Origin of the sequence: Dictyoglomus sp., assembly GCF_049968615.1 — a bacterium.
Lineage (GTDB): Bacteria > Dictyoglomota > Dictyoglomia > Dictyoglomales > Dictyoglomaceae > Dictyoglomus > Dictyoglomus turgidum.
In genome coordinates, this window is the sequence record NZ_JBMFQK010000002.1 from 137147 (window position 1) to 161537 (window position 24391).

General features: G+C 34.4%; 20 protein-coding genes and 4 tRNA genes. 5 read left to right on the top strand and 19 right to left on the bottom strand.

Annotation, left to right across the window (positions count from 1 at the left end):
• The first annotated feature begins 153 nt into the window (after positions 1-153).
• Positions 154-840, top strand: coding sequence for a DUF72 domain-containing protein (locus ACP5QL_RS02870; protein WP_428125301.1), 687 nt, complete (start codon positions 154-156; stop codon positions 838-840).
• On the opposite strand, the gene hflX is transcribed toward ACP5QL_RS02870, so the two are convergent.
• The 9 genes from hflX to ACP5QL_RS02915 are packed head-to-tail and all read right to left on the bottom strand — an operon-like array spanning position 832 to position 12074.
• A complete protein-coding gene (gene hflX, locus ACP5QL_RS02875; RefSeq protein WP_272994882.1) occupies positions 832-2049 on the bottom strand; it encodes a GTPase HflX in 1218 nt (405 codons plus the stop codon). The genes ACP5QL_RS02870 and hflX overlap by 9 nt on opposite strands.
• Entirely contained in the window at positions 2013-3218 is a 1206-nt protein-coding gene (locus tag ACP5QL_RS02880; protein ID WP_272994880.1) for an LL-diaminopimelate aminotransferase, read from the bottom strand. The genes hflX and ACP5QL_RS02880 overlap by 37 nt, the downstream gene beginning before the upstream one ends.
• On the bottom strand, positions 3211-4191 hold the full coding sequence (gene miaA, locus ACP5QL_RS02885; protein WP_012583441.1) for a tRNA (adenosine(37)-N6)-dimethylallyltransferase MiaA: 981 nt from the start codon (positions 4189-4191) through the stop codon (positions 3211-3213). The genes ACP5QL_RS02880 and miaA overlap by 8 nt, the downstream gene beginning before the upstream one ends.
• The gene (gene mutL / locus ACP5QL_RS02890) at positions 4188-5906 is read right to left on the bottom strand and encodes a DNA mismatch repair endonuclease MutL (RefSeq protein ID WP_273333473.1); all 1719 of its coding nucleotides are present in this window, start codon (positions 5904-5906) and stop codon (positions 4188-4190) included. The genes miaA and mutL overlap by 4 nt, the downstream gene beginning before the upstream one ends.
• Before the next feature lie 3 nt (positions 5907-5909).
• On the bottom strand, positions 5910-8471 hold the full coding sequence (mutS, locus tag ACP5QL_RS02895) for a DNA mismatch repair protein MutS (protein WP_272994874.1): 2562 nt from the start codon (positions 8469-8471) through the stop codon (positions 5910-5912).
• A gap of 1 nt (position 8472) precedes the next feature.
• On the bottom strand, positions 8473-9798 hold the full coding sequence (gene miaB, locus ACP5QL_RS02900) for a tRNA (N6-isopentenyl adenosine(37)-C2)-methylthiotransferase MiaB (RefSeq protein ID WP_272994872.1): 1326 nt from the start codon (positions 9796-9798) through the stop codon (positions 8473-8475).
• Positions 9791-11227: a histidine kinase N-terminal domain-containing protein gene (locus ACP5QL_RS02905; protein ID WP_012583437.1), complete on the bottom strand. Its 1437-nt coding sequence runs from the start codon at positions 11225-11227 to the stop codon at positions 9791-9793. Before ACP5QL_RS02905 ends, miaB begins: the two co-directional genes overlap by 8 nt.
• Positions 11227-11676 (bottom strand): arginine repressor, encoded by a 450-nt coding sequence (gene argR / locus ACP5QL_RS02910; RefSeq protein ID WP_272994870.1) that lies wholly within the window; start codon positions 11674-11676, stop codon positions 11227-11229. Before argR ends, ACP5QL_RS02905 begins: the two co-directional genes overlap by 1 nt.
• Positions 11673-12074 carry a Fur family transcriptional regulator gene (locus ACP5QL_RS02915; protein ID WP_012583435.1) on the bottom strand — a complete coding sequence of 134 codons (402 nt, stop codon included), beginning with the start codon at positions 12072-12074 and terminating at the stop codon, positions 11673-11675. Before ACP5QL_RS02915 ends, argR begins: the two co-directional genes overlap by 4 nt.
• Before the next feature lie 121 nt (positions 12075-12195).
• On the opposite strand from ACP5QL_RS02915, the gene ACP5QL_RS02920 reads away from it, so the two are divergent.
• On the top strand, positions 12196-13713 hold the full coding sequence (locus ACP5QL_RS02920; RefSeq protein WP_272994868.1) for an amidohydrolase: 1518 nt from the start codon (positions 12196-12198) through the stop codon (positions 13711-13713).
• Here the strand turns inward: ACP5QL_RS02920 and ACP5QL_RS02925 are convergent.
• The 10 genes from ACP5QL_RS02925 to ACP5QL_RS02970 form a co-directional block, all read right to left on the bottom strand.
• On the bottom strand, positions 13696-15105 hold the full coding sequence (locus ACP5QL_RS02925; protein ID WP_428125309.1) for an NAD(P)/FAD-dependent oxidoreductase: 1410 nt from the start codon (positions 15103-15105) through the stop codon (positions 13696-13698). The two genes, ACP5QL_RS02920 and ACP5QL_RS02925, sit on opposite strands and share 18 nt — an antisense overlap.
• Positions 15102-15926 carry a DUF4388 domain-containing protein gene (locus ACP5QL_RS02930; protein WP_272994864.1) on the bottom strand — a complete coding sequence of 275 codons (825 nt, stop codon included), beginning with the start codon at positions 15924-15926 and terminating at the stop codon, positions 15102-15104. The genes ACP5QL_RS02925 and ACP5QL_RS02930 overlap by 4 nt, the downstream gene beginning before the upstream one ends.
• Positions 15927-15949: 23 nt before the next feature.
• Positions 15950-16026: transfer RNA gene (locus ACP5QL_RS02935), tRNA-Arg, on the bottom strand.
• 64 nt (positions 16027-16090) lie between these two features.
• Positions 16091-16336, bottom strand: coding sequence for a metal-sensitive transcriptional regulator (locus tag ACP5QL_RS02940; protein WP_012583431.1), 246 nt, complete (start codon positions 16334-16336; stop codon positions 16091-16093).
• Positions 16337-16342: 6 nt separating this feature from the next.
• Positions 16343-17728 (bottom strand): NADPH-dependent glutamate synthase, encoded by a 1386-nt coding sequence (gene gltA, locus ACP5QL_RS02945; protein ID WP_012583430.1) that lies wholly within the window; start codon positions 17726-17728, stop codon positions 16343-16345.
• A complete protein-coding gene (locus tag ACP5QL_RS02950; protein ID WP_012583429.1) occupies positions 17709-18560 on the bottom strand; it encodes a sulfide/dihydroorotate dehydrogenase-like FAD/NAD-binding protein in 852 nt (283 codons plus the stop codon). The genes gltA and ACP5QL_RS02950 overlap by 20 nt, the downstream gene beginning before the upstream one ends.
• A gap of 64 nt (positions 18561-18624) precedes the next feature.
• Positions 18625-19323 carry a hypothetical protein gene (locus ACP5QL_RS02955; RefSeq protein WP_428125314.1) on the bottom strand — a complete coding sequence of 233 codons (699 nt, stop codon included), beginning with the start codon at positions 19321-19323 and terminating at the stop codon, positions 18625-18627.
• A gap of 21 nt (positions 19324-19344) precedes the next feature.
• Positions 19345-19419 (bottom strand) — tRNA-Ala (locus ACP5QL_RS02960).
• Positions 19420-19438: 19 nt separating this feature from the next.
• A tRNA-Cys gene (locus ACP5QL_RS02965) sits at positions 19439-19514 on the bottom strand.
• A 12-nt stretch (positions 19515-19526) separates the two neighbouring features.
• A tRNA-Gly gene (locus tag ACP5QL_RS02970) sits at positions 19527-19601 on the bottom strand.
• Between the two features lie 146 nt (positions 19602-19747).
• Between ACP5QL_RS02970 and ACP5QL_RS02975 the strand changes: the two genes are divergently transcribed.
• The 3 genes from ACP5QL_RS02975 to ACP5QL_RS02985 all read left to right on the top strand — a co-directional run bounded on the left by ACP5QL_RS02975 (position 19748) and on the right by ACP5QL_RS02985 (position 24382).
• Entirely contained in the window at positions 19748-21853 is a 2106-nt protein-coding gene (locus ACP5QL_RS02975; protein WP_428125316.1) for an ABC transporter substrate-binding protein, read from the top strand.
• A gap of 71 nt (positions 21854-21924) precedes the next feature.
• Positions 21925-22989: an ABC transporter permease gene (locus ACP5QL_RS02980; protein WP_272994947.1), complete on the top strand. Its 1065-nt coding sequence runs from the start codon at positions 21925-21927 to the stop codon at positions 22987-22989.
• 10 nt (positions 22990-22999) lie between these two features.
• On the top strand, positions 23000-24382 hold the full coding sequence (locus ACP5QL_RS02985) for an ABC transporter permease (protein ID WP_272994946.1): 1383 nt from the start codon (positions 23000-23002) through the stop codon (positions 24380-24382).
• The last annotated feature ends 9 nt before the right edge of the window (positions 24383-24391 follow it).

The window sequence follows — 24391 nt, forward strand, 5'->3', positions numbered from 1 at the left end:
TCCTTTTTGGAAAAGATTTCTTAAAAGTTTTAATAAACAAACATATTTAGGAAAGAATAAAAGTTATGAAGGTACAAATACAGTTATTGCTGAAAATTCATGATAGTATAAAACAATTATTTTAAAAAGTCAATTATAGTATATAATAAAATCATGGATATTTTTATAGGTACTTCTGGGTGGAGCTATAGCTGGAATCCTAAAAGGGACTTAGGGTGGTATATAGAAAACACACCATTTAATGCTATCGAAGTAAATAGCAGTTTTTATCACTTTCCTCGAGAAAAAACCATTTTGAGATGGGTCAAATATGGAAATAAGTTAAGATTTGTAATAAAGGTACATAGATCTATAACTCATCTTTATAAGTTTAATGAGGATGCCAAAGAAAATTGGATAAGATTTTATAATCTCTTCAAAACCTTAGAACCCTTTATAGAACTTTATCTCTTTCAAATTCCTCCAAGTATGAGCTCAGAAAATATCTCAAAGTTAATAGACTTTCACAGATTCACTCAGCTAGGAGATAAATTTGCTTTTGAACCAAGAAGGGCTGATTGGTTTTATGAGAGCATTTTAGAAAAAATGAAAGAGAATAATATAACTTTTGTCTCAGTAAGTGCACCAAAACTCCCCGACAAAATTATTGTGACTACAAAAAAAGCCTATATAAGATTTCATGGAAAAGATAGATGGTATTCCTATAAATATAATGAGGATGAGTTAAGGGAATATGTTGAGAGAATAAAAAAATTAAACGCAGATAAAGTTTATATATTTTTCAACAACGATTACATGTTAGAAAATGGAATAGTTATGTATAAATTATTATCATCTTAGTTCATCAAGCAGTTTTTTATATTCCTTAGGAACCCGAGCTTTAATCTCCACAAAATTTTCTTTATAATTTTCCTCCTCAATGTACAATTTTCCCCTATATTTTTGAAACAAATTAAACTTATTATATGGAATGTTGATTTTATATCTTCTCACTCCCTTTAAAAGTTCATTAACAATTAGATCTTTAAGTTTTTCTATCCCTATTCCTTCCTTTGCTGAGATAAAAACTGAAGGTTTATAATCTAATTCCTGCTTTAAATATCTAACCTCTTCTTTACTTAAGAGATCAATTTTGTTGTATACTCTAATTATAGTTTTATCTTCTATACCCATATCCTCTAATATAGACTCCACCACCTCAATCTGTTTTCTAAAGTCTTTGTCTGATATATCTATTACATGCAATATGAGATCCACGTAGTATATTTCCTCAAGAGTTGCTCTAAAAGCAGTTAATAGCTCTTCAGGCAAGTTTCTTATAAATCCCACAGTGTCAGATATCAAAACTTCCCAATTATTTTTAAAATTAACCTTTCTTACTGTAGGATCTAAAGTAGCAAAAAGTAAATCTTCAGCCCTGACATTTGCTCCTGTCAATAGATTAAATAATGTTGACTTTCCTGCATTAGTATAACCTACAAGAGCTATCTGAGGAAGATTTAATCGTTGTTTTCTCTGGACCTCTCGTTCTCTTTTTATCTCTTCAAGTTCCTTTTTGAGAGTATGTATTCTTTTTCTTATTTTTCTTCTATCAATCTCAAGCTTAGTCTCTCCTGGACCTCTTGTACCTATTCCTCCTCCAAGTCTTGAGAGAGTCTCCCCTCTTCCCGTAAGCCTAGGAAGCAAATATTCCAATTGGGCAAGCTCAACCTGGATTTTACCTTCTTTGGTTCTTGCATGCTGAGCAAAAATATCAAGGATTAACATAGTTCTATCTACTATCCTCGCAGGTATCTCTTTTTCTATGTTCCTAAGTTGAACAGGACTCAGGTCATTGTTAAATATAACTAAGTCAGCTCTTTGTTCCATTACCAAATATTTCAATTCTTCTAATTTGCCACTTCTCAAAAAGGAGGCAGGATCAGGCTCTCCTCCAAAAAGTAATACATTCTGTACTTTTACACCAGCAGTTTTAGAGAGTAGTTTAAGTTCCTCTAATTCTTCTAAATCGCTTATTTTAGCAACAAGGATGGCTTTTTCGATTTCCAATCATCCCTCCCAAAAAATTCTTTAACTCTTTTCAATGCCTCTATTAATCGATCCTCACTTATAGTTGTAGAAATTCTTATATATCCTTCTCCATAATCACCATAACCAATTCCAGGTACCACCAGCACTCCAATCTCCTCCAAGAGAAACGCTGCAAAATCTGTAGAAGTGAATCCTTCTGGAACAGGTACCCATACATAAAAAGTACCCTTGGGAGGTAATATCTCAACTCCCATACCTTTGAAGGCATCAAGTACCATGTCCCTTCTTCTTTGATAAATTTTCACACTTTCTTTTGAAAAATCTCTTAAATTATTTAAAGCCTCAATAGCAGCATATTGGATTGCTTGAAAAACCCCTGAATCCACATTGGTTTTCACTGTTGAGAGTACAGAGATCAAATCTGCATTTCCCACTGCATAGCCTATTCTCCACCCAGTCATATTAAAAGTCTTTGACAAAGAGTTAAATTCTATAGCAATATCCTTAGCACCATCAATTTCAAGAATAGAAGGAGCCACAAAGCCGTCAAAAGTTATTTCTGAATAGGCATTATCATATAAAATAATAATATCGTATTCTTTGGCAAATTTTACAGCTTCTTCTAATCCTTTTTTGTCTATAACTGCACCCGTGGGATTACTAGGATAGTTCAAAAACATAACTTTAGCTTTTTTAGCAATCTCGGTCGGAATATCTTCCCACTTTGGAAGAAATTTATTCTCAATTTTAAGGGGAATAGAATAAGGTTCTCCTTCAGCAAGAAGAGTAGAAATTCTGTACACAGGATATCCAGGATCTGGACACAGAACTATATCTCCTCTATCCACAAGGCCCCATATCATATGTACTAATCCTTCTTTGGATCCTATAAGAGACAATACTTCCTTTTTAGGATCAAGATCTACGTTAAATCTATATTTATACCAGTTTGCTACCGCCTGACGATACTCCAAAAGGCCTTCGTAGGATGGATATCTATGATTAGCAGGATTTAAGGCTTCCTCACATAATTTTTGTACTATAGGCATCGGTGTAGGCTGATCAGGATCACCAATCCCAAGACTAATCACATCTATACCTCTATTTATAGCCTCTTCTTTTAGCTGATCTATACGGGCAAATAGATAAGGAGGAAGATTTTCAATTCTTTTTGCCTTTTTAATCATTAAAATAATTCACTCCTTCCCGATTTTGATATTTATAACCTTGGTTCTCCCAATCATTTATTATGGTATTATAAACTAATTTAGCAAGTTGTGAAAGAGAATATTGAGAGACATCAAACCAATGAATATCTTTGTATTTTTTGAACCATGTATATTGCCTCTTTACAAACTCCTTGGTTCTCTTCTTTATAAGATTTATACTCTCCTCAAGAGTAAGTTCTCCTCTTAAATACCTTAATATCTCTTTATATCCTATTCCTTGCATAGAGACAAAATTTTCGTTGATACCTTTCAAGTAAAGATTTCTAACCTCATCAACCAACCCTTGCTCAATCATTTTATCAACTCTTTCTTCTAAAATCCTATAGTGTAAATCTCTCGGCATATAAAGACCTATCTTAGAAATGTAAAATCTATCTTCTTTTTTCTCACCAGCGAGCTCACTTATTGGTTTCCCTACTTTATAATAGACTTCAAGAGCTCTAATTATTCTTTTTAAATCCCTTGGATGAATTTTAGATGCAGTTTTTGGATCTATTTTTTTTAATTCTTCATATAATTTATATTCTCCTTCTTTTTCTGCAAGTTCTTTCATTTTCCTTCTAAATTCAAGATCAGGAGGAACGTGAGGAATAGAAAATTCTCCAAATAGTACTTTATAATAAAGAGGTGTGCCCCCCACAAGGAGAGGAAATCTTCTTCTCGCATATATTTCTTCTATAACTTTTAGGGCCCTCTCTCTGAATTCTGCCACCGTGAAGAAATAATCTGGAAGAACAATATCTATTAAATGATGAGGAACTTTTTCTCTATCTTCTAAGGAAGGTTTTGCAGTTCCAATATCCATTCCTTGATAAATTTGCATGGAGTCTACAGAAACAATTTCCACAGGAAGATATTTAGCAAGCTCAAGAGAAAGCTTAGTTTTTCCAGTTCCTGTTGGCCCAAGAATAACCGCTAATGGTATCTTCATCTTCTATGGAAGTATCTTTCTAACTCTTCCTTACTAATTTCCCATATGTAAGGTCTTCCATGAGGACAAGTTAAAGGAATCTTTCTTTCAAATATTAAGTTTATTAACACTTCCATCTCTTCTCTTACAAGAATATTTCCACTCCTTATAGCACTATGACATGCCATACTCTTAATTATTTTGTCTTCTAACTTAGAGAGATCTTTCTCACTTATATCAGATATTATCTCTCGAAAGAGGTTTTCTATAGACTTAGAATCAAATTTCAAAAACTCGTAAGGTACTCTTATAATTCTTATATGATAAGGCCCAAAATCTTCCCATGAGAAAGCAAACTTTTCCAGCAGATCTTTGTGCTTATTTAATAATTCTTTTTCTTCTTCCGAAACCTCAATAACTAAGGGGAAAAGGATCTCTACATTTTGAAGGTACCCTAAACTTAACTCTTTCTTCAACTCTTCGTATCTAATTCTCTCATGAGCTGCATGCTGGTCTATTATATAAACCCTATCCTTTGTCTCCACAATTATATAATTGTCAAATATTTGTCCTACAATCCTAAATCCTGACTTTAAAGAGATGTATTCACTTATATCCTCAGAGAGTTTATTTTCTGACTTATGCTCAAATTCCATGGGCAAAGAAAGAAGCTCTTTTTCTGTTTTTATCCCAACATGATTCTTATGTTCTTTGCCCTCTAATGCTTTTACCCCACTAAAAAATCTTTTATCTTCACTATCCAATGCCTCTTTTATAGCTTTCGACACGAATTCGTATACTTCTTTTTCTTTTTCAAACTTTATTTCTCTTTTTGTAGGATGCACATTAACATCAACCTCATGGTATGGAAGGGTTAAGAAAACTATAGAAAAAGGAAAATAACCCTCAAGAAGTCTATTTTTATATCCTTCTTTTATAGCTTGAAGAATAATATTATTTCTAACCCACCTTCTATTTACATAAAAATAATCCTGAGACTTTAAAGAAATAAGCTTTCCAGGCTTACTTATAAATCCCTCTATAATGTAATTTCCTTCTTTTCTTTGTAAAAATATTAAATTGTTATGAATCTCTATATCAAAAAGTAGTGAAACTACATCTTCTAACTTACCGTTTCCCGATGTTATAAATTTATTTTTTCCATCTTGAATAAGTTGAAAAGAGATCTCAGGATAGGCCATAGCAATTCTTTTTACGAAATCCACAATTAAATTTGTCTCAGTGGTTTTACTTTTTAAAAACTTTCTCCTTGCAGGCACATTATAGAAAAGATCAAAAACTTTAATTACCGTCCCTTTTGAACCTTGCCAAAGATTTATTTCCTGAATGACTCCTCCTTCAACTTTTATAAAAACTCCATCCTCTGTTTCAGTCTTTGATCTTACCTCCACTTTAGATACACTTGCTATACTTGCAAGGGCTTCTCCTCTAAAACCAAGGGTTTTTATATTATATAGATCTTCTTCTGTCTTAATTTTGCTTGTAGCAAACCTATTCAAGGCAAGAATAGCATCTTCTTTTGTCATTCCCTCACCATCGTCTATAACTGATATCAAGGTCTCTCCACCATTTATAAATTCCACAGTAATCCTTTTAGCTCCTGCATCAATAGAGTTTTCAACAAGTTCCTTAACCACAGATACAGGTCTTTCTATTACTTCTCCTGCAGCTATCTTATTTCTTATTTCTTCAGGCAATAAGATTACTTTTCCCATGATTTACTTTATAAGTTCCTTCCATTCATGGATTTTTAAAAGAGCCTGGATTGGAGTAAGCTCATTAGTATTTAGAGATAGAATTTCATTTTTTAATTTTTCAAGCTTAGAATCAGTAATCTCTGAGAACAGCGGAAGTTGTACAATTTCTTTCTTCTTAATTTCCCTTCCCTTTTCAAGTTCAAACAAAATCTTTTCTGCTCTCTCAATGACCTCTTTCGGTAGGTCTGCAAGTTGAGCTACGTAGATTCCATAGCTTTTATCAGCTGGTTTTTCCGCTATTTTGTGTAAAAAGATTATGTCTTTACCTTTTTCCTGTACTGCTACGCTAAGATTTTTAAGATGTTTTAGCTCTTTTTCAAGCTCTGTAAGTTCATGATAGTGAGTAGCAAAAAGAGTTTTAGCCTTTATTTTGTTATGGATATACTCCACTATAGCCCATGCAATACTTATTCCATCGTAGGTGCTGGTTCCTCTACCCACTTCATCAAGAATTATTAAACTTCTTTCTGTAGCATGAGAAAGTATGTTTCCAACCTCCTTCATCTCTACAAGGAAAGTGCTTTCCCCAGAGGATATATCATCCCATGCTCCTATTCTTGTAAAGATCCTGTCTACTACTCCAATTTTTGCCTCTTTGGCCGGAATAAAAGAGCCCATTTGAGCAAGGATAATGATTAAAGCAATCTGTCTTATATAGGTGGACTTTCCAGCCATATTAGGTCCTGTTATTAGATCAATAAACTTGTCTTTGTTAAGATAAGCATCGTTAGGTACAAAAGTTCCTGGAGGAAGCATTCTTTCAATTACTGGATGTCTTCCCTCTCTTATTATTACCTCATAATCATTAGTAATTTGAGGACACACATAATTATACTCCCTTGCTGCCTTAGCAAGAGATATATACACATCAATCTCCGCGATGGTCTGAGCAAAAGTGGTAATGTCCTTAGAATGTTTAATAACCTTCTTTCTTAGATTTTGAAAGAGTTCTTCTTCTATTTTTTTAATATTATCCTCCGCATGAAGGATTTTATTCTCCCACTCTTTTAACTCTGGCGTAATAAATCTTTCTGCATTGACTAGGGTCTGCTTTCTTATATAATCCGAAGGAACCAAATTTAAATTCGCCTTTGTTACCTCTATGTAATAGCCAAAAACTTGATTATATCCAATCTTGAGAGATTTTATACCCGTTCTTTCTCTTTCTCGGTTCTCAAGGTTAATTAGCCAATCTTTACTTTCTCTTAGAAGTTTCCTCAGCTCATCAAGATTTGGATCATAACCATCTTTTATATATCCTCCATCTTTGATATGAGAAGGAGGACTTTCTACAAGAGCTCTATCAAGCTCTTCGTATAAAGGTTCAAGATTAGGTAAGTTTTCTTTCAGCTCCTTCAATCTGTTGGACTCTGCTTTTTCAAGGGACTTTCTCAATAAGGGTAAAAAAGATAAAGCTTGTCTTAGATATATTAATTCCTTTGGAGTCGCAGTATTATAATTTATTCTTGAGTTTATCCTCTCAAGATCTGGCATCTCTTTTAGTATCTCTTCCATTTCTCTTCTCCAAGGATCCTTGTCTAAGAACTCCTTTATAGCTTCTTGCCTCTTTTTTATGGCATTCACATTTAAAAGAGGTTGCAAGAGCCATTTTTTTAGAAGTCTTGCTCCCATGGAAGTCAAAGTCTTATCAAGTACCCATATTAGACTTCCTCTTCTTTGTCCTTCTCTTACTGTCTCAAGAAGCTCTAAATGTTTTATTGCAGTACTATCAAGGATCAAATATTGCTGAGGTTTATAAAATTCTACCCTCTCAATGTGGGTAGGAATAGTAAACATTACTTCTTTTATGTAGCTTAAAACCCCATTTATAGACTTCTCAGCAAGAGGATAGTTCTCTTCTGGTTCAGAATAACTAATTTGATGATCTGAAGGTTCAAAATAACTATCTTCTAAAAGAGTAATTTTGGGATCTACCTCTCTTTTTAGATCACTTAATAACTCTGAGAGAAGATCTTTTAATGAAAAGGGTAATATTATCTCCTTAGGCTTTAACCTAACCAATTCAGAATAAATTATTTCCTCTGCATCCTCTCCTCTCCATTCAGTAGCAAAAAACTCCCCCGTAGAGACATCAATAGTAGCAAGAGCTAAATATTCTCTATTCAAAGCATAAATTGAAGAAAGGAAATTGTTGTTTTTATCCTCAAGTAATGTATCCTCTACTAAAGTCCCTGGTGTAATGACTCTTACTACTTCTCTTCTCACAAGACCTTTTGCTAATGCTGGATCTTCGACTTGTTCGCAAATTGCCACCTTATACTTCTTTTGTACTAATTTAGACAAATAGCTATCCAAGGAATGATAGGGAACCCCAGCCATAGGGATTCTTTTGCCCTTACCAATCTCTTTGGAAGTTAACACAATATCAAGCTCTTGAGAGATTATCTTTGCATCTTCTTCAAAAGCCTCATAAAAATCTCCCAACCTAAAAAGAAGAATAGCGTCGGAAAATTGATCTTTTATGGACTTATATTGCCTATATAAAGGAGTCATATTCTCCATATTACAGGTCAACCTCTCTTATAGCTTCTCCCTTTAATGACCAAAGTCTCGCTTCGATGATTCTAACAAGCAAAAACTTGCCTATTAATTTTCTATCTGCCTCAAAAAACACCAATCTGTAATTTTCTGTTCTCCCAGAAAGTTCCTTAGGATTTTTAGGATTAACCCCCTCAGCGAGTACCAATTCTTCCTTCCCTATCATAGAAAGATTTCTCTCATATATGATTTTTCTTTGCAAATTTTCAAGTTCATCAAACCACTTCTTTTTAGTTTCATAAGGGACAGGATCATCATAACTTGCAGCAGGAGTTCCAGGTCTTTTTGAATATATAGCAAGGTTTACTGTATCAAATTTTATCTCCTCTAAAGCTCTCCTTGTAGCAAGAAAATCCTCCTCTTCCTCACCTGGAAATCCCACAATAATATCCGTAGAGAAAGAAGCTCTAGGAATCTTAGCTCTTATTTTCTCAATCAAAGCCTTATATTCGTTGTAAGTATATCCTCTTCCCATTCTTCTCAAAATCCTATCAGACCCTGCCTGTAGAGGAAGATGCCAATGAGGACATATCTTTGGATGAGTTGCAACTACATTAATTAGTTTGTCTGAAACATCCCTTGGGTGAGAAGTTAGAAATCTTATCCTTTTAATACCTGGAATTTTATGAATCTCTACAAGCAAATCAGCAAGATCCACATTTCCAAGATCTTTACCATAGGAATCCACATTTTGCCCAAGTAATGTAACCTCGACTACACCTTGATTTGCTAAGTGTTCTATTTCTTTTATTATCTCTTGAGGATCTCTACTCTTTTCTTTCCCACGCAAATAGGGAACAATACAATAAGTACAAAAATTATTGCATCCATAAATTATAGGTATCCATGCCTGGAATTTATTTTCCCGCCTTATAATTCTAAAATCTACTTCTTCAGGCTTTGGATTATCTTCTGCAAGTACAATCTTTTTATTATTATCATTTAAACTCTCCAAAACCTTAGGAAGTTCTGTAAACTTATAACTTCCAAGCACAAAATCTACATGAGGAAATTTTTCAATAAGTTCCTCTTTCATCCTTTGAGCCATACAACCAAATATACCTATCAAAAGTTTCTGATTCTTCTTCTTTAACTTTCTCAACTCCCCAAGCTTTCCAAATACCTTTTCTTCCGCCCTTTCTCTTACAGAGCATGTATTTAATAAAATAAGGTCCGCTTCCTCCATCTTTTCCGATGGAATATACCCAAGACTCTCAAGAATTCCTGCTACTTTTTCTGAGTCTGACTTATTCATCTGACAACCATAAGTAATAATGTGATATTTAGGCATCTTCTTCTCCCTTTGGAAATCTTATTTTCACACTTAAACTGTCTAATTTTCTTTCTATATCAATTTTACCTTTTATTTCTTCGGTGAGCATCTGTATCAGTTGAAATCCTAAACTACCTTTAGTAAAGGATATATCAAAAGAAACATTTTTATCCTTTAAGACTTTATTTTCTACTATCATTATTATATCCTGATTTTCCTGGTAAAGGTGCAAATTAATCTCAGTTTCTACATCTTCGTAAGCTCCATGCTTTGTTGCATTTTGTAAAAGTTCATTCATGATTAAGCTTACTGAAGTGGCTTTTTTTGAGGATAAGAAGACACTCTTTCTATTTTTATAAAAATTAAACTTACATGGAAGATGCTCATAAGTCTGCTTAAAAGCATTAAGAAGTTTTTCAGCAACTTCAACTATATCTACTCTATCTTCTTCAAATTTTGAGAGAGATTCATGCACATAGGCAATACTATTTATTCTGTTTATACTTTCCTGGAGTGCTAATTTTGCACTTTCAGATTCAAGTCTTCTTATCTGAATTCTAAGAAGACTTGCGATAGTTTGAAGATTATTTTTTACTCTGTGATGTATTTCCTTTATCAACACTGATTTAAACTTTAACTCCCTTTCTTTCTGCTTAAGTTCTGTAGTCTCCTTTATTACATAAAACACCCTCCATAAATTTTGATCACCCTTTGTTAAAGGAAAAATCCTTCTATAGAAACTTCTTGTCTCATCATTATACTCTTCATAGGTCTCTTCTCCATACACCCTTATTATTCCAGTCTCAGTGTAAGTTTCTATATATTTATAGAAGAAGGAATCTTTTATCTTTCTTCCCCATATATTTCCTACCTCTCCTAAAGTTCTAAAGAGTCTGACTGCAGACATATTTGCAAAAAGAACAATTCCATCTCTATCCAAAATCATAATTCCTTCTCCTTCAGTCAATGGTTCATTATATCCTTTCCAGTTTAGTTTAAACTTTATGAGATTTTTAATTAACCATTGAGAGGTTTCTTTATAACTTCGCGCATTGTAGGGAAATTCACTATGAACAAGCAAATTCCTCTGTACCTTCAAAATTCCAATTAAATTATTATCCTTCTTAATGGGATAAATTTCTTCTTCTACTGGAAATCCGCCAATTACAATACCATTTTTAACTAATTTTTGCTTTCCTGTATTTATAACTTCAAATAGATTAGGGTCATCTTCAAAAAATATCAATTTCCCTACTTCTTGTCTTAAAGAAAGAGGAGGCACTATCTTAGGATGAGCCTCAGCAATTAAAATGACAGCAGAAAGGTCTGTTATAGGTTGATAAAGATAAATATCAGCACTTAACAAATCTGAGATCAAAGATAGATAAGGAACATAATCCTTAAGTTCTTCCAAAAGGTATGTGGTTTCTTTCTTTATTCTGGTCATTATTTTCTAAGCTCTTCTAACTTCTCTAATGCTTCCTGAGTCTTATCTTTACTTCTCAAAACTATTAATATGGTATCGTCTCCCGCAACACTTCCTACAAAATAGTCATAAACGTTTAAAAAATTATCCAGGAGAAATGCCACTGCCTGTGCATTTCCAGGAATAGTTTTAACCAGTATTAAATTTTCTGCAAAATCTATATTTACTACTACCCTATGGAAAAGATCTTTAAGAGAGGCAACATTTATAGCATTTTCTGGAATAATATATCTTTTGCCAAGATCCGAACTTTGCCTTATTACTCCCAACTCCTTAAGATCCCTTGATAGAGTAGCTTGTACCACATAAATTCCTTCCTCTCTTAAAGCTTCCATTAATTCTTTTTGGCTACTTATATTTCTTTTTTTAAGTATTTCTTTTATTTTTTCTAATCTTTCTTTTTTATTCAACTTTCCCTATTTCCCCTTTTAGCACAATCTTCGCAAATTCCATATATGGTTAGATGATATTCTATATCTTTAAAATGAGTTTTCTCCTCTATTTCTTTAATCATTTGATCACTTTTAAAAAGTGACACATCCAAATCTTCTACCTTTCCACAAATCTTACAAATCAAGTGATGATGAAAATCAGTTTTTGCATCATACCTTGCAATGGCATTAGCATCATAAAACTTTAAAGCCTTTCCTTCTTTTACTAGAAGCTCTAACGTTCTATATACAGTACCAATACTTACTTTAGCCTTCTTATCCTGTGCTCTTCTAAAAACCGTAAGAGCATCAGGATGATCCATACTATTTAAAAGAATCTCCATTATCAATCTTCTTTGCCTTGTTTCTCTTTGCATTTCTCTTTTTCTCCCTTCTATTTAATAAGAGTTTAATTTAAAATTATTCTTTTGTCAAAATAATTATACTTTTGTGATATAATACTTTAGCAATAAAATCAATAGGAAAAGGAAATTTTTTATGAAAAAATATTTTATTAAAGCAAAAAAAATTTATACCTTTGATCATCAGAAGTCCATCTATGACACTTTACTCATTGAGAATAATAAAATTTCTGATTTAGGAAACAACTTAATTCCTAAGGATACAGATATACCCATAATAGATCTATCTGATTACACCATCCTTCCCGGCTTTATAGACTCCCATGTCCACTTAACATCCACCGCTATCAACGAAATTTTGATCGATCTGAGTAATTTCACCTCAATAAAAGAGATAGTAAAAGCCTTAGAAGCCTTAAGAGACTCTCTTCCAGAAGGTGATTGGATAGTAGCAAAGGAATTTGATCCTGTTAATTTAGAAGAGAAAAGAAATATTACCCAAGAAGAACTGGATAAAAACTTTCCCAAACATCCCGTTTTAATCATAAGAAAGGATTCTCACTCAAGTATAATCAACTCTTTAGGAATGAAACTTTTAGATGTGGAGATTTTTCCTGAAAACGGCTTAATTAAGGAAAGAGACCACCAAATTGCAATAGGAAAAGTATACCAAAATATTGATCCATCTCTTTTGGTAAAAGGTTTAATAAAAACTCTGAAGAAAGCAGCAGAAAAAGGAATAACCACTATTCATGCCCTTGAAGGAGGTTACACTTCTCCTCCTAATTCTCCACAACTGCTTTTAGGTTTAAGTCAGTATTTCCCTATAGATGTGATCATTTATTATCAGACTACCTCTATAAAAAAGGTAAAAGAATTGGGACTAAGAAGAATAGGAGGCTGTCTTTTGGTAGATGGATCCATAAGTACATTAACTGCTGCTGTCTCTGAGCCCTATTTACCTAATCAAGGTTATGGAGTTCTTTTTTGGGACATGGAAACTCTTTCCAATTTTATAAGAACAGCCCATAAAGAGGATTTACAGATCGCCTTTCATGCGGTAGGGGATAGAGGAATTGATCTTCTTGTGAGAGCCTATCAAAAAGTGCTTAAGGAAATACCAAAAGAAGATCACAGACATCGCATAGAACATTTTGAACTCCCAAATAAAGAACATATAAAACTTGCATCTCAATTAAACTTAACGCTATCTCTCCAGCCAAGCTTCTTATATTTCTGGGGAGGGGAAGGAAAACTTTATGAACAACTTCTTGGAAAAGAAAGGGCAAAAAGAATCATTCCTTTAAGAAGCATCTTAAAAGAAGAGATAACTGCAGGAGGAGGATCAGATAGTTCTGTAACACCTATGGATCCTTTTTTAGGAATTTATTCCGCCATAAATCATCCTAATGAAGAAGAGAGAATAACCTTAGAAGAAGCGATAAAAATGTTCACTTACAATGGTGCTTATATAGGATTTATTGAAAAAGAAAAGGGGTCTATTGAGAGAAATAAAGATGCAGATTTAGTTATTTTAGAGAAAAATCCCTTTGAGTTTCGAGAAAAAGAAGAGATATTAAATATTAAAATTGTAGCCACAATCTCAAGAGGAAGATTTGTCTATAAAGATACAAATTTAGTTACGAACCTCTGATATATCGGATAAAAGAGCCATTCTCTTAAGAATTTCTTGTCCTACCAATAATCCCGATGCGGAAGCTTGCATAAGTCCTCTTGTAATTCCAGCTCCATCTCCAATAGCAAATAAGTTTTTGATTTCTGTTTCAAGAGAGGAATTAAGCTTTACCCTTGCAGAATAAAATTTGACCTCTACACCATACAGCAAAGTGTGCCTTGAATATATTCCCGGAGTTACCTTATCCAAAGCTTGGATCATCTCAATAATGTCTACTAAATATCTATAAGGCAGTACTAAACTTAAATCCCCAGGTACAGCATCCTTTAACGTAGGAACAACCATACCTTTTTGCAATCTATCCCATGTAGATCTTCTCCCAGCTAGAAGATCTCCAAGTCTTTGAAGTATTACTCCATTACTCAAAAGATTGGCAAGACTTCCTATGGCCCTTCCATAAGCAATAGGATCTCTAAAAGGCTCAGTAAAGTTCTTAGATACTAATATAGCGAAATTGGTATTCTCAGTCTTCTTCTCAGCAAAACTATGCCCATTTACTGAAATTATCCCTTCATTCTGTTCCATTACTACCTCTCCATAAGGGTTCATACAAAAGGTTCTTACTTTGTCATCAAAAGTTTTTGTATAGTATATGAACTTAGCCTCATAAAGCTCATCAGTTAATTCCTTCATTACTGCAGCTGGAATTTCAACTCTCACTCCAATATCCACAGGATTTATTACCCAAGAAAGACCGATCCTTTGTCCCTCTCCAGAAAACCACTTTGCTCCCTCTCTTCCAGGTCCCACTATTACGTAATCGGCATAATAAATCTTTCCATCCTCAAGCTCTACACCTTTAACCTTTCCATTTTCTACAAGGATTTTAGAAACCTGCTTACCCAAAATAATATCTATCTTATCTTTTAAGTATTCATACATGTTAAGAAGAATAGGCGCACATTTTTCCGTACCAAGATGTCTCACAGCAAAGTAAACCAATCTTAAATCAGCAGCAATAGCTTTCCTCTGAAAGTAAGCAAATTTTTCAGGATCAGGCTTTATAACAGGTTGATCTGCACCAAACTCAGTATAGATATTATTAACTTCTTCCATCAACTTTAAAAGCTTTTCTTCCCCAATATAATCCTTTAGCCATCCACCTACTTCCGTAGAGAAAGTTAACTTTCCATCACTAAAAGCTCCAGCTCCACCCCAACCCGAAACAATATTACAACGAGGACAACGTACACATCCTTGCCTATTAACAATGGCAGGACATACCCTCTTGCTTGTAAGCTCTCCTTTTTCTACAAGCAAAATTTTGAGGGGTTTTTTACCCCTCACTAAGGATATAGCACTAAATATCCCTGCTGGACCACCGCCAACTATGATTACATCATATCTCATGACGGATATAAATTCTCCTGTGATAGTCTTGGCAGATATTCAAATCCTTCTTTTAATCTTACTCTTCCTGCTTTAACCAGCTTGACCAACTCCGGTATAATTTTACCTCTTTCTTCTTCAATTTCCAAGAGAATTTTTTCCATATTCATCTTTCCATCCATAATCCTTAGCATTTTCTGCACTGCAGGATCATTAGAACTTACATTTCCAACCTTTTCGGGAACCACATGTTGTAAATTTACAAGATCCTTTAAAGCTATTCTTCCTTCTTCTAAACTATTTAAGACCACATCAATAGCAAGCAAAGTCCCTAAGCCACTTATTCTTGCTATAGTTGCAAAATCTCTTCTACCATCAATATTAGATAAAATAAATCTTTCCTTTTCTTCTGGGGTCATACTTTCAGGATCTTTTCTTAAAAGTAGTACTTGTACTGAGGATGGGATAGCACGTGATGGATCTGGAAAAAAGGGCACACAAGTTAATGATCCTAATTTTTTCCTTTTTTCATGCCACTCGTCCATAATTCTCGCAGCCTCAAGGATCAATGCCTCAGAAGACATACTTATCGCAACAGAAATATTAGATACGTCTTCATCTACAAACTCAAAATTCCCCTCTTCCCAAGTAAAAAGCTCTAAAAAGCCTGGCATCCCTTTCAACTTTCCAACCTCTGAATTAATTACTTTCCCCTCTTTCAGATAAAGAATACCCTTTTTAAAGGGTTTAGTGATAATAAGCCTTCCTGTGGAAAACTTACCTGAGAGTATTTGGAGCAGAGATACGAGATCAAACTCCTTTAAATTTCCTGTTAATGGCATAAACCCTCTCCCCTCAAATTTCTTGGTGCGCCCAGGAGGACTTGAACCTCCAACCTACGGATTCGTAGTCCGCCGCTCTATCCTGTTGAGCTATGGGCGCACTCTTTATGAGATTATATCTTGTTTTTTAGACTTAAGTCAAATTATAAGAAAATTAAGTAATGTTAGAAAAGAGACTGTAAATCTTTCAAAAGTTCACTTATCTCACTTTCTGCATTTTCCCCACCTATGATACACTTCTTAGCGTATTCCTCAACTATTAATATACCAACTCTTTTCAAGGCAGATCTTACTGCGGCAATTTGAGAAATTATCTCTTTACAATCCCTCTCCTCCTCTATCATTCTTTGAAGCCCTCTTACTTGTCCTTCAATCCTTCTCAAAGCAACCAAATACTCTTTCTTGTCCAAAGAATTTCACTCCTCTACTAATAGCTTAAATATACTTTTAGCAGCAATCTTTCCCGCCCCCATAGCATTGATCACTGTAGCAGAACCGCTTGCCACATCTCCACCTGCAAAGACTCTATCTTTAGAGGTTTTTCCTGTTTCCTTATCTATAAGTATGGTGCCATTTTTATTAATTGAAAGATCAGGAGTAGTCATACTTATTAAAGGATTTGGAACGGTTCCTATAGCAACTATCGCCATGTCTAAGGAAAATATAAAATTAGAGCCTTCGATAGGAATGGGTCTTCTCCTTCCACTACTATCAGGTTCTCCTAAGGTCATTCTCTGGAGTTCTATTCCTATAAGCTGTCCTTTATCATCGCCTATAAATCTTACAGGTGAAACCAAAAAATTAAATATTATCCCTTCTTCTCTTGCATGTATTATTTCTTCGTATCTTGCTGGCATTTCTTCTTCAGTCCTACGATAAAGTATATGTACTTCCTTTGCACCAAGTCTTAGAGCTGTTCTTGCAGCATCCATAGCTACATTTCCTCCCCCAATCACTCCTACTATATTTCCTATTTTTATAGGAGTATCATACTCGGGAAATTTATAAGCTTTCATCAAATTTACCCTTGTTAAAAACTCATTAGCAGAATATATTCCGATCAAATTTTCTCCAGGAATATTCAAAAATTGAGGAGCACCAGCTCCTGTTCCAATAAAAACTGCATCGTATTCCTTTAATAGCTCATCTATAGTTATGCTTCTTCCCACAACCACATTAGTAAAGATTTCAACCCCAAGACTTTTTATATACTCTACCTCTGCCCTAACTATTCTCTTAGGAAGACGAAATTCTGGAATTCCATAAATCAAGACCCCACCTGGTTCATGAAAGGCTTCAAAGATTGAAACCTTAATTCCCATTCTTGCTAAATCACCAGCTACAGTAAGTCCTGCAGGGCCCGAACCTACCACTGCCACCCTTTTATCACGTCTTACCTTTATTAAAGGTATATCATAACCTTTACTTAGCTCATAATCTGCAACAAATCTTTCAAGTCTACCAATAGCAACAGGCTCTCCTATCTTTTTCAAAGTACATAGTGCCTCACATTGAGTCTCTTGAGGACATACCCTTCCTGTGGTAGCAGGAAGGTTATTATTTTCTTTTATCTTTTTAATTGCCTCATCATATTTTTTCTCTTTAATTAATCTTATAAAACCAGGAATATCAATATTAACCGGACATCCTCTCACACAGGGAGCATCTTTGCACTGAAGGCATCTACTTGCTTCCATTAAAGCCTGCTCCTCGGTATAACCTAAAGCAACCTCATCAAAATTTCTTACTCTCTGCTCCACTGGCTGTTCTGGAATTGGAGTTTTAGCTTTTGCTATAGCCAACTTTTTCTCCCTCGCTTTCCTCAAATAGTCTCAAAGCTAAGGTTTCTTCATCTTTATAGGTTTTTAATCTTGTCAACAATTCATCAAAATCTACAAGATGTCCATCAAATTCAGGACCATCTACACAAGTAAACCTGATCTTTCCTCCTACAGTAACTCGGCATCCTCCACACATCCCTGTTCCATCCACCATGATGGGATTTAAACTTACAATAGTTGGAACATGATATGCCTTGGTAAGATCGGAAACTACTTTCATCATTATAGTTGGACCTACCGCCCAAATCCTGTCAATTTTCCTTTTTTCCAAGATTTCTTTGAGAACATCAGTAACTAATCCTTTTCTTCCTAAGGATCCGTCATCGGTAGTTACATAAATTTCATCACTAATTTTTTCAATTTCTTCTCTAAATATTACATAATTAGCGCTCCTACCACCAATTATGCTAATTACATAATTTCCTTTTTCTTTTAACCCTTTTAAAATAGGATATAATGCAGCTATTCCTACTCCTCCTCCTACACCTATTACTACTCCAAATCTTTCTATTTCGCTGGGATTTCCAAGAGGACCTACGATATCAGAAATCTTATCACCAACCCTTAACTTTCCCAATAATTTTGTGGTCTTTCCAACCTCTTGAAAAACTATGGTAATACTTTCTGTCTCTATATTCTTCTCAGCAATAGTTAAAGGTATTCTTTCTCCCTTCTCGTAAACCCTTAAAATTACAAACTGCCCAGGTAACGCCTTTCTAGCAATAAGAGGCGCTTTTACCTCAATCAATTTTACATTCGGAGCCAACTCTTTTTTAACTATTATCTCAAACAATAAAAATCCCTCCTTTTTGGTTGAAAATTATAACATTAACACAAAAATATGTAAATTAAATCTATTAAGCTTTAGGAGAGGAAGATTCAATAAGGGGAATATTCTCAAAAAATATTACATTTACTTCTACATCTTGGTATGTAAACCTAAAGATTTTAGGCGGGCTATTATAAGTAAAAAGGAGAATAAAAGAAAAATTTTCTTGAGATTTTAATACTTTGCTTATGGGATAATAAACTAAATCATCACCAAGTACTCTTCTAAATATATCCTCATTGTTAAGAGTCTTTTCAGGAATATTAGATATGTTTTCCAAATTAATTATTGCTTTTGAGAGGTCAATATTTTTATCACCATTGTTATAGATTGTAATAAATAGAGGTAGAACTTTATCGAATATGTAATAATCAAATTTAGGATAATTTGTCAAATTCAAAACAGTGATTTTAATAGGATATTTAGATGAATAGCCATAATGAAAATTAAAAAAATTAAGATTTTTGCTGTTTATCAACGCCCCATCAATGTGTAGCTTAATTAATTTCTCTCTTAGTCCCGTATAGCCGTAGACCTGATAAAGTTTAGTGTAATAATCCACAGCTATATTCCAAGAAATATAGCTTTTATCGGGATTTTTTAAATATTTTTCCTCGTTTTCTTTTGCTAATTTTAGTAATAAGTCTTCTTCCCCACCCAAAACAAAGGTAAGAATAAATAATCCTATTAATGAAATAAAAAGAAAATATTTTAAAAACTTAAACATTACTTTTAAAAATAAAAAATTTGGTGGAGCTGGGGGGACTTGAACCCCCGACCTCTTCCGTGCCATGGAAGCGCGCTCCCTCTGCGCCACAGCCCCACCAATTAATTTTAATTTTTGGAGGCGGCACCCGGACTCGAACCGGGGAATGGGAGATTTGCAATCTCCTGCCTTAGCCGCTTGGCGATGCCGCCCCACTATCATCATGGAGCGGGCGACGGGATTTGAACCCGCGACCCTCGGCTTGGGAAGCCGATGCTCTACCTCTGAGCTACACCCGCCTTCCCAAGAACTACTTTTTTAGAATATGATTTTTTTAATGGATTGTCAAGATTTTTTATTGCAGTAAAGAAAAATTATTTAAGTTGACAATAAAAAAAATTATTTTTATCATAAATACTAAAATCTTTCAGGTGGGAGGTGCAATATGTTTAAAAAGGGTATCCACAGAATAATTCTAATAATCCTATTCTTAATGCTATTTTCTCTCTTCTCTGCTCCAGCGCAAACCCTAAGCGTCAACCCTAATGGATGGCTCGATCAGGTAGCATTTATACCTGAAAAAGACATGGCAAAAGCTGTAGAAATGATGTCTAAAGGAGATATTGACATCTACTTTAATGAAATTAGTGATCCACAACTTTTTAGAAGAGTAAAAGAAGATCCAAATTTAACCTATGGGACCTCCTTTGGACTTTACTATGAATTAACCTTTAACCCAGTAGGACCTACCTATAAAGATGGCAGACTTAATCCCTTCAGCAATAAAAAGATCAGAGAAGCAATGAACATGGTTGTTGATAGACAATATATAGTGGACGAAATAATGGGAGGACTTGCAGAAGTTAAGTTATTACCCCTTAACAAAGGTTTTCCAGAGTATGAAAGATACAAAGACACAATAGCTAATTTAGAGAAACTTTATAAGTATGACTTTAATAAAGGGAAACAGATAATTACAACAGAAATGAAGAAAATGGGTGCGGAACTTAAAGGAAATAAATGGTATTATAAAGGAAATCCAGTGGTAGTTAAATTCATTATAAGAACTGAAGATAGAAGAAAGCAAATTGGAGACTATGTGGCAAATCAGCTTGAAAAGTTAGGATTTACAGTAGAAAGAATGTATAAGACTTCAAGAGAAGCTTCTCCTCTTTGGGTGAGAGGAAATCCTGAGGATGGTCAATGGGATATATATACAGGTGGATGGATAACTACTGTTCTTGCAAGAGATATGGCTGATAATTTTAGATTCTTCTATACTCCAGATTCAGAAATGTCCTATTCACCTCTCTGGAGAGCTTATAAACCAGATAAAGAGTTTAGGGATATAGCTAATAAGCTTGCTCAAAGAACCTTTAAATCCATGGCAGAGAGAAACTACTTAATGAGAAAAGCATTGGAACTTTGCTTAAAAGACTCTGTAAGGATATTCCTAATTGACCAAAAAGCAGCATGGGCAAGAAGAAAGGACATTGATATAGCAGTAGATTATGCTGGTGGAAACTCTTCAAGGGCTTGGCCCTACACTTTAAGAATTGCTGGAAAAGAGGGTGGAAGTGTAAAGGCTGGAATGTCTGAAGTAATCATAGACCCATGGAACCCTATAGCTGGTTCTAACTGGGTATACGATACCATATTCTGGGAAGCAACCTTTGGGAGAACATGGATCTACCATCCTTACACTGGACTTCCAATTCTTTTTGGAATAGAAAGTGCAGATTTAACTGTCACCTCTGATGTACCTACCTTCCCCAACAAGGGATCTGAAAATTGGCTAAAAGTGAAGAGAGTAAAGAGCATAACTGTTCCTGACGATGCCTGGTATGGCTGGGATGCCAAGAAACAAACCATGGTAACAGCAAAAGAAGCAGGAGTTAAAGAGGCAAAGGTTAAAGTAGTAATCAACTATGGAGATGTTCTTGGAAAGAAGAAGTATCACGATGGGACAGTCCAAAGTCTTGCTGACTATCTTGTAGACTTCATTGTCGGCTTTGAAAGAGCAAGCAAAGACAGTAAACTCTATGATGAAAGCTATGTTGATTATTTTAATTCCTGGAGAGAATCCTTTGTAGCATGGAAGATTGTAAAAGAACATCCATTAATAATTGAATATTACACTAACTATGCTGAGCTTGACGCAGAACTTACCGCATTATGGCCTACAACTTCAGTACTCTTCCCATGGCATGCTCTTGCCATAGGAATTAGAGCAGAAGAAGAAGGAAAACTTGCATTCTCTGCAGATAAAGCAGAAGCTACAAAGGTGGAATGGATGAACTATATTGGCGGACCAAGCCTTGGAATATTGAAAGAGATGCTTGATAAATCCCAGAAAGATAACTATGTACCATTCAAGAACTTTGTAGGAAAATATGTGAAAGAAGGAGAAATCAAGGAAAGATATAATGCCCTCTCCAACTGGTACAACAGGTTCAAACACTTCTGGGTAAGCAATGGTCCATACTACTTAGAAAAGGCAGACACTGTAGCTCATACAATTCTCTTAAAGAATGCTAAATTTTTGAAGTAATTGTTGTATAATATATACCCAGGGGGTAATTCCCCCTGGGTTTTTTTTTGAAATAATAACAAAGGAGGTTGATGAACATAGAAGGAATTAAAAAAATTCTCACTTATTTTTTAAAAAGAGCTGTTGCCGTATTTATTACTATTGCAATAGCAATTTATCTAACCATTGTTATAGCTAATGCTGGAGGATACGTGGATAAAATCATAGAGGATGAGATAAGAATGAATGTAGCCATGGCTATAAGAAATGATCCCACAGTAAGAGGTTTTACCGATGAACAAAAACAAAAAATAATAGAGAACAGAGTAAAAAATGAAATGAGAAGAAGAGGTCTTGATCAACCATTCATAATAAGAAGTACTTACCATTTAAAAAGGGCACTTTTGCTTGATCTTGGTACTGCCTCCTCTATGACCAGTGATAGTGGCTCTATGCTTGTAAAAAATATCATCTTAGAGAGAATTCCCCTCTCTATACTTCTTTTTACCACCATAACTTTAATTGACTTTTTCTCTGCATTATATTTAGGGTTAAAACTTTCCAGAAGATATGGATCCTTCCTTGACAAATTAATAGTTTATCTTTCTCCTCTTTCTACCATTCCTGGATGGTTTTATGGTATATTTCTCATAATGATTTTTTATTCATGGCTTCATATATTGCCTCCAGGAGGTTTTATTGACTTTCCTCCCCCACCAACTTTATTAGGGAGGATATTAAGTATTGCTAAACACATGATTTTACCCATTCTTTCTTGGTTTATAAGTTCTATTTTCTTGAGTACCTATAGCGAAAGGAATTTCTTTTTAATTTATTCTACTGAAGACTATGTGGAGGTAGCAAAGGCGAAGGGACTCCCAGATAAAATCATAGAAAGAAGATATATCCTAAGACCTGCTCTACCTCCTATTATTACTTCTTTTGCCCTTGCTCTTATCTCTTCATGGATGGGTGCAATCGTAACAGAAGCAGTATTTAACTGGCCTGGCCTTGGCATGGTCCTAAGTAGAGCTATAGGAAGCTTTGATGCACCAGTCATAGTTGGAGTCACAGTAATTTATGCCTATCTACTTGGAGCAACAGTACTGCTTTTAGATTTTATATATGCCCTTATTGATCCTCGAGTGAGAGTATGAGGTGATAGACATGGATAACATGGAATTTACGTCATCCTATAGTTTAAAAGGAATATTAAGAGAAGTTTTAAGATATAAAACAGGAGTTTTCTCTCTTTTAATATTTGCTATACTTATTCTTTTATCTGTCTATGCTTATTTGAGCATGCCTTATGATAAGGCAAAAGAACTTTGGAACGATAGCCAAGCTTGGCTAAAGTACCCAAGAAATGCCATACCCACATGGTTAGCATTTTTTACAGGGAAAAACCTACCTAAGAACATATATCTAAAAGATCCAAAGATAGAAAGCGTCTCTGAAACTCCTAAAATAGTAAAATATGTGTATGACATAAACTATACTTATGATGATTTTCCCAGTGAATTTAACATATTTCTAAATAGTACTTTTAAAAACAATCCTCCTAATCTAAGAATCTACTGGATAAATCCATATGGAGATAGAATATTGCTCTTTGAAAAAGTTCAAAGAGCAGAGAAAGATATTTTTTATATTGGAAATGAATCTTCTATAGAACAAAAATTCATAGAGTATTATAAGGAAAAATTAGGTTTTTATCCCAATTTCCCTGTTACAGTCATGCGTGGACTCTTTGGAGAAACAGAAAATCCAAAGGTTAATAAAGGAAACTACAAACTCGAAATAGAAGTTCAATTTGCTGATAAAAGTGATACCATCGAGATAGAGCCCATAATTTACGGAAAAGTTTATGGAGTCGCAGGAACAGATCATCTAAGAAGACCTTTAGAACTTGGAATTTTATACGGAACTCCTATTGACCTTGCCTTTGGGCTTGGAGCTTCTTTAAGTATTACTGTAATACAATTAATATTAGCTACTGTAAGTGGTTGGTATGGGGGATGGGTAGACAATCTTATACAAAGATTAACTGAGATATACATGTTACTTCCATTTCTGCCTCTCATGATTATGATTTCCTTATTCTATAAATTAACCATTTGGCAACTATTAGTAGTATTAATAATCCTAAGCCTTTTTGGTTCTGGAATAAAGACCCAAAGAGCCATGGTTCTTCAAGTAAAAACACTACCTTATATAGAAGCTGCAAGAACTTATGGAGCAAGCAATATGAGGATAGTTTTCCTATACATTATTCCTAAGATATTACCCCCGGTAATCCCAGGGTTAATTATTAGTATACCCGCTTATATATTTTTAGAAGCAATTTTATCCCTTTTTGGCGTACTTGACCCCACAGAGCCAACTCTCGGAAGGATAATTGAAGAAGCCTTTCAAAATGGTGCTTTGTATAAAGGCTTTTATTACTGGGTAATTGAACCTTCATTAATCATTGTATTATTAGCTATATCTTTTGCACTTTTAGGCTTTGTCATAGATAGAATAGTTAATCCAAGACTTAAAGAAGTATAGGAGTGGTAA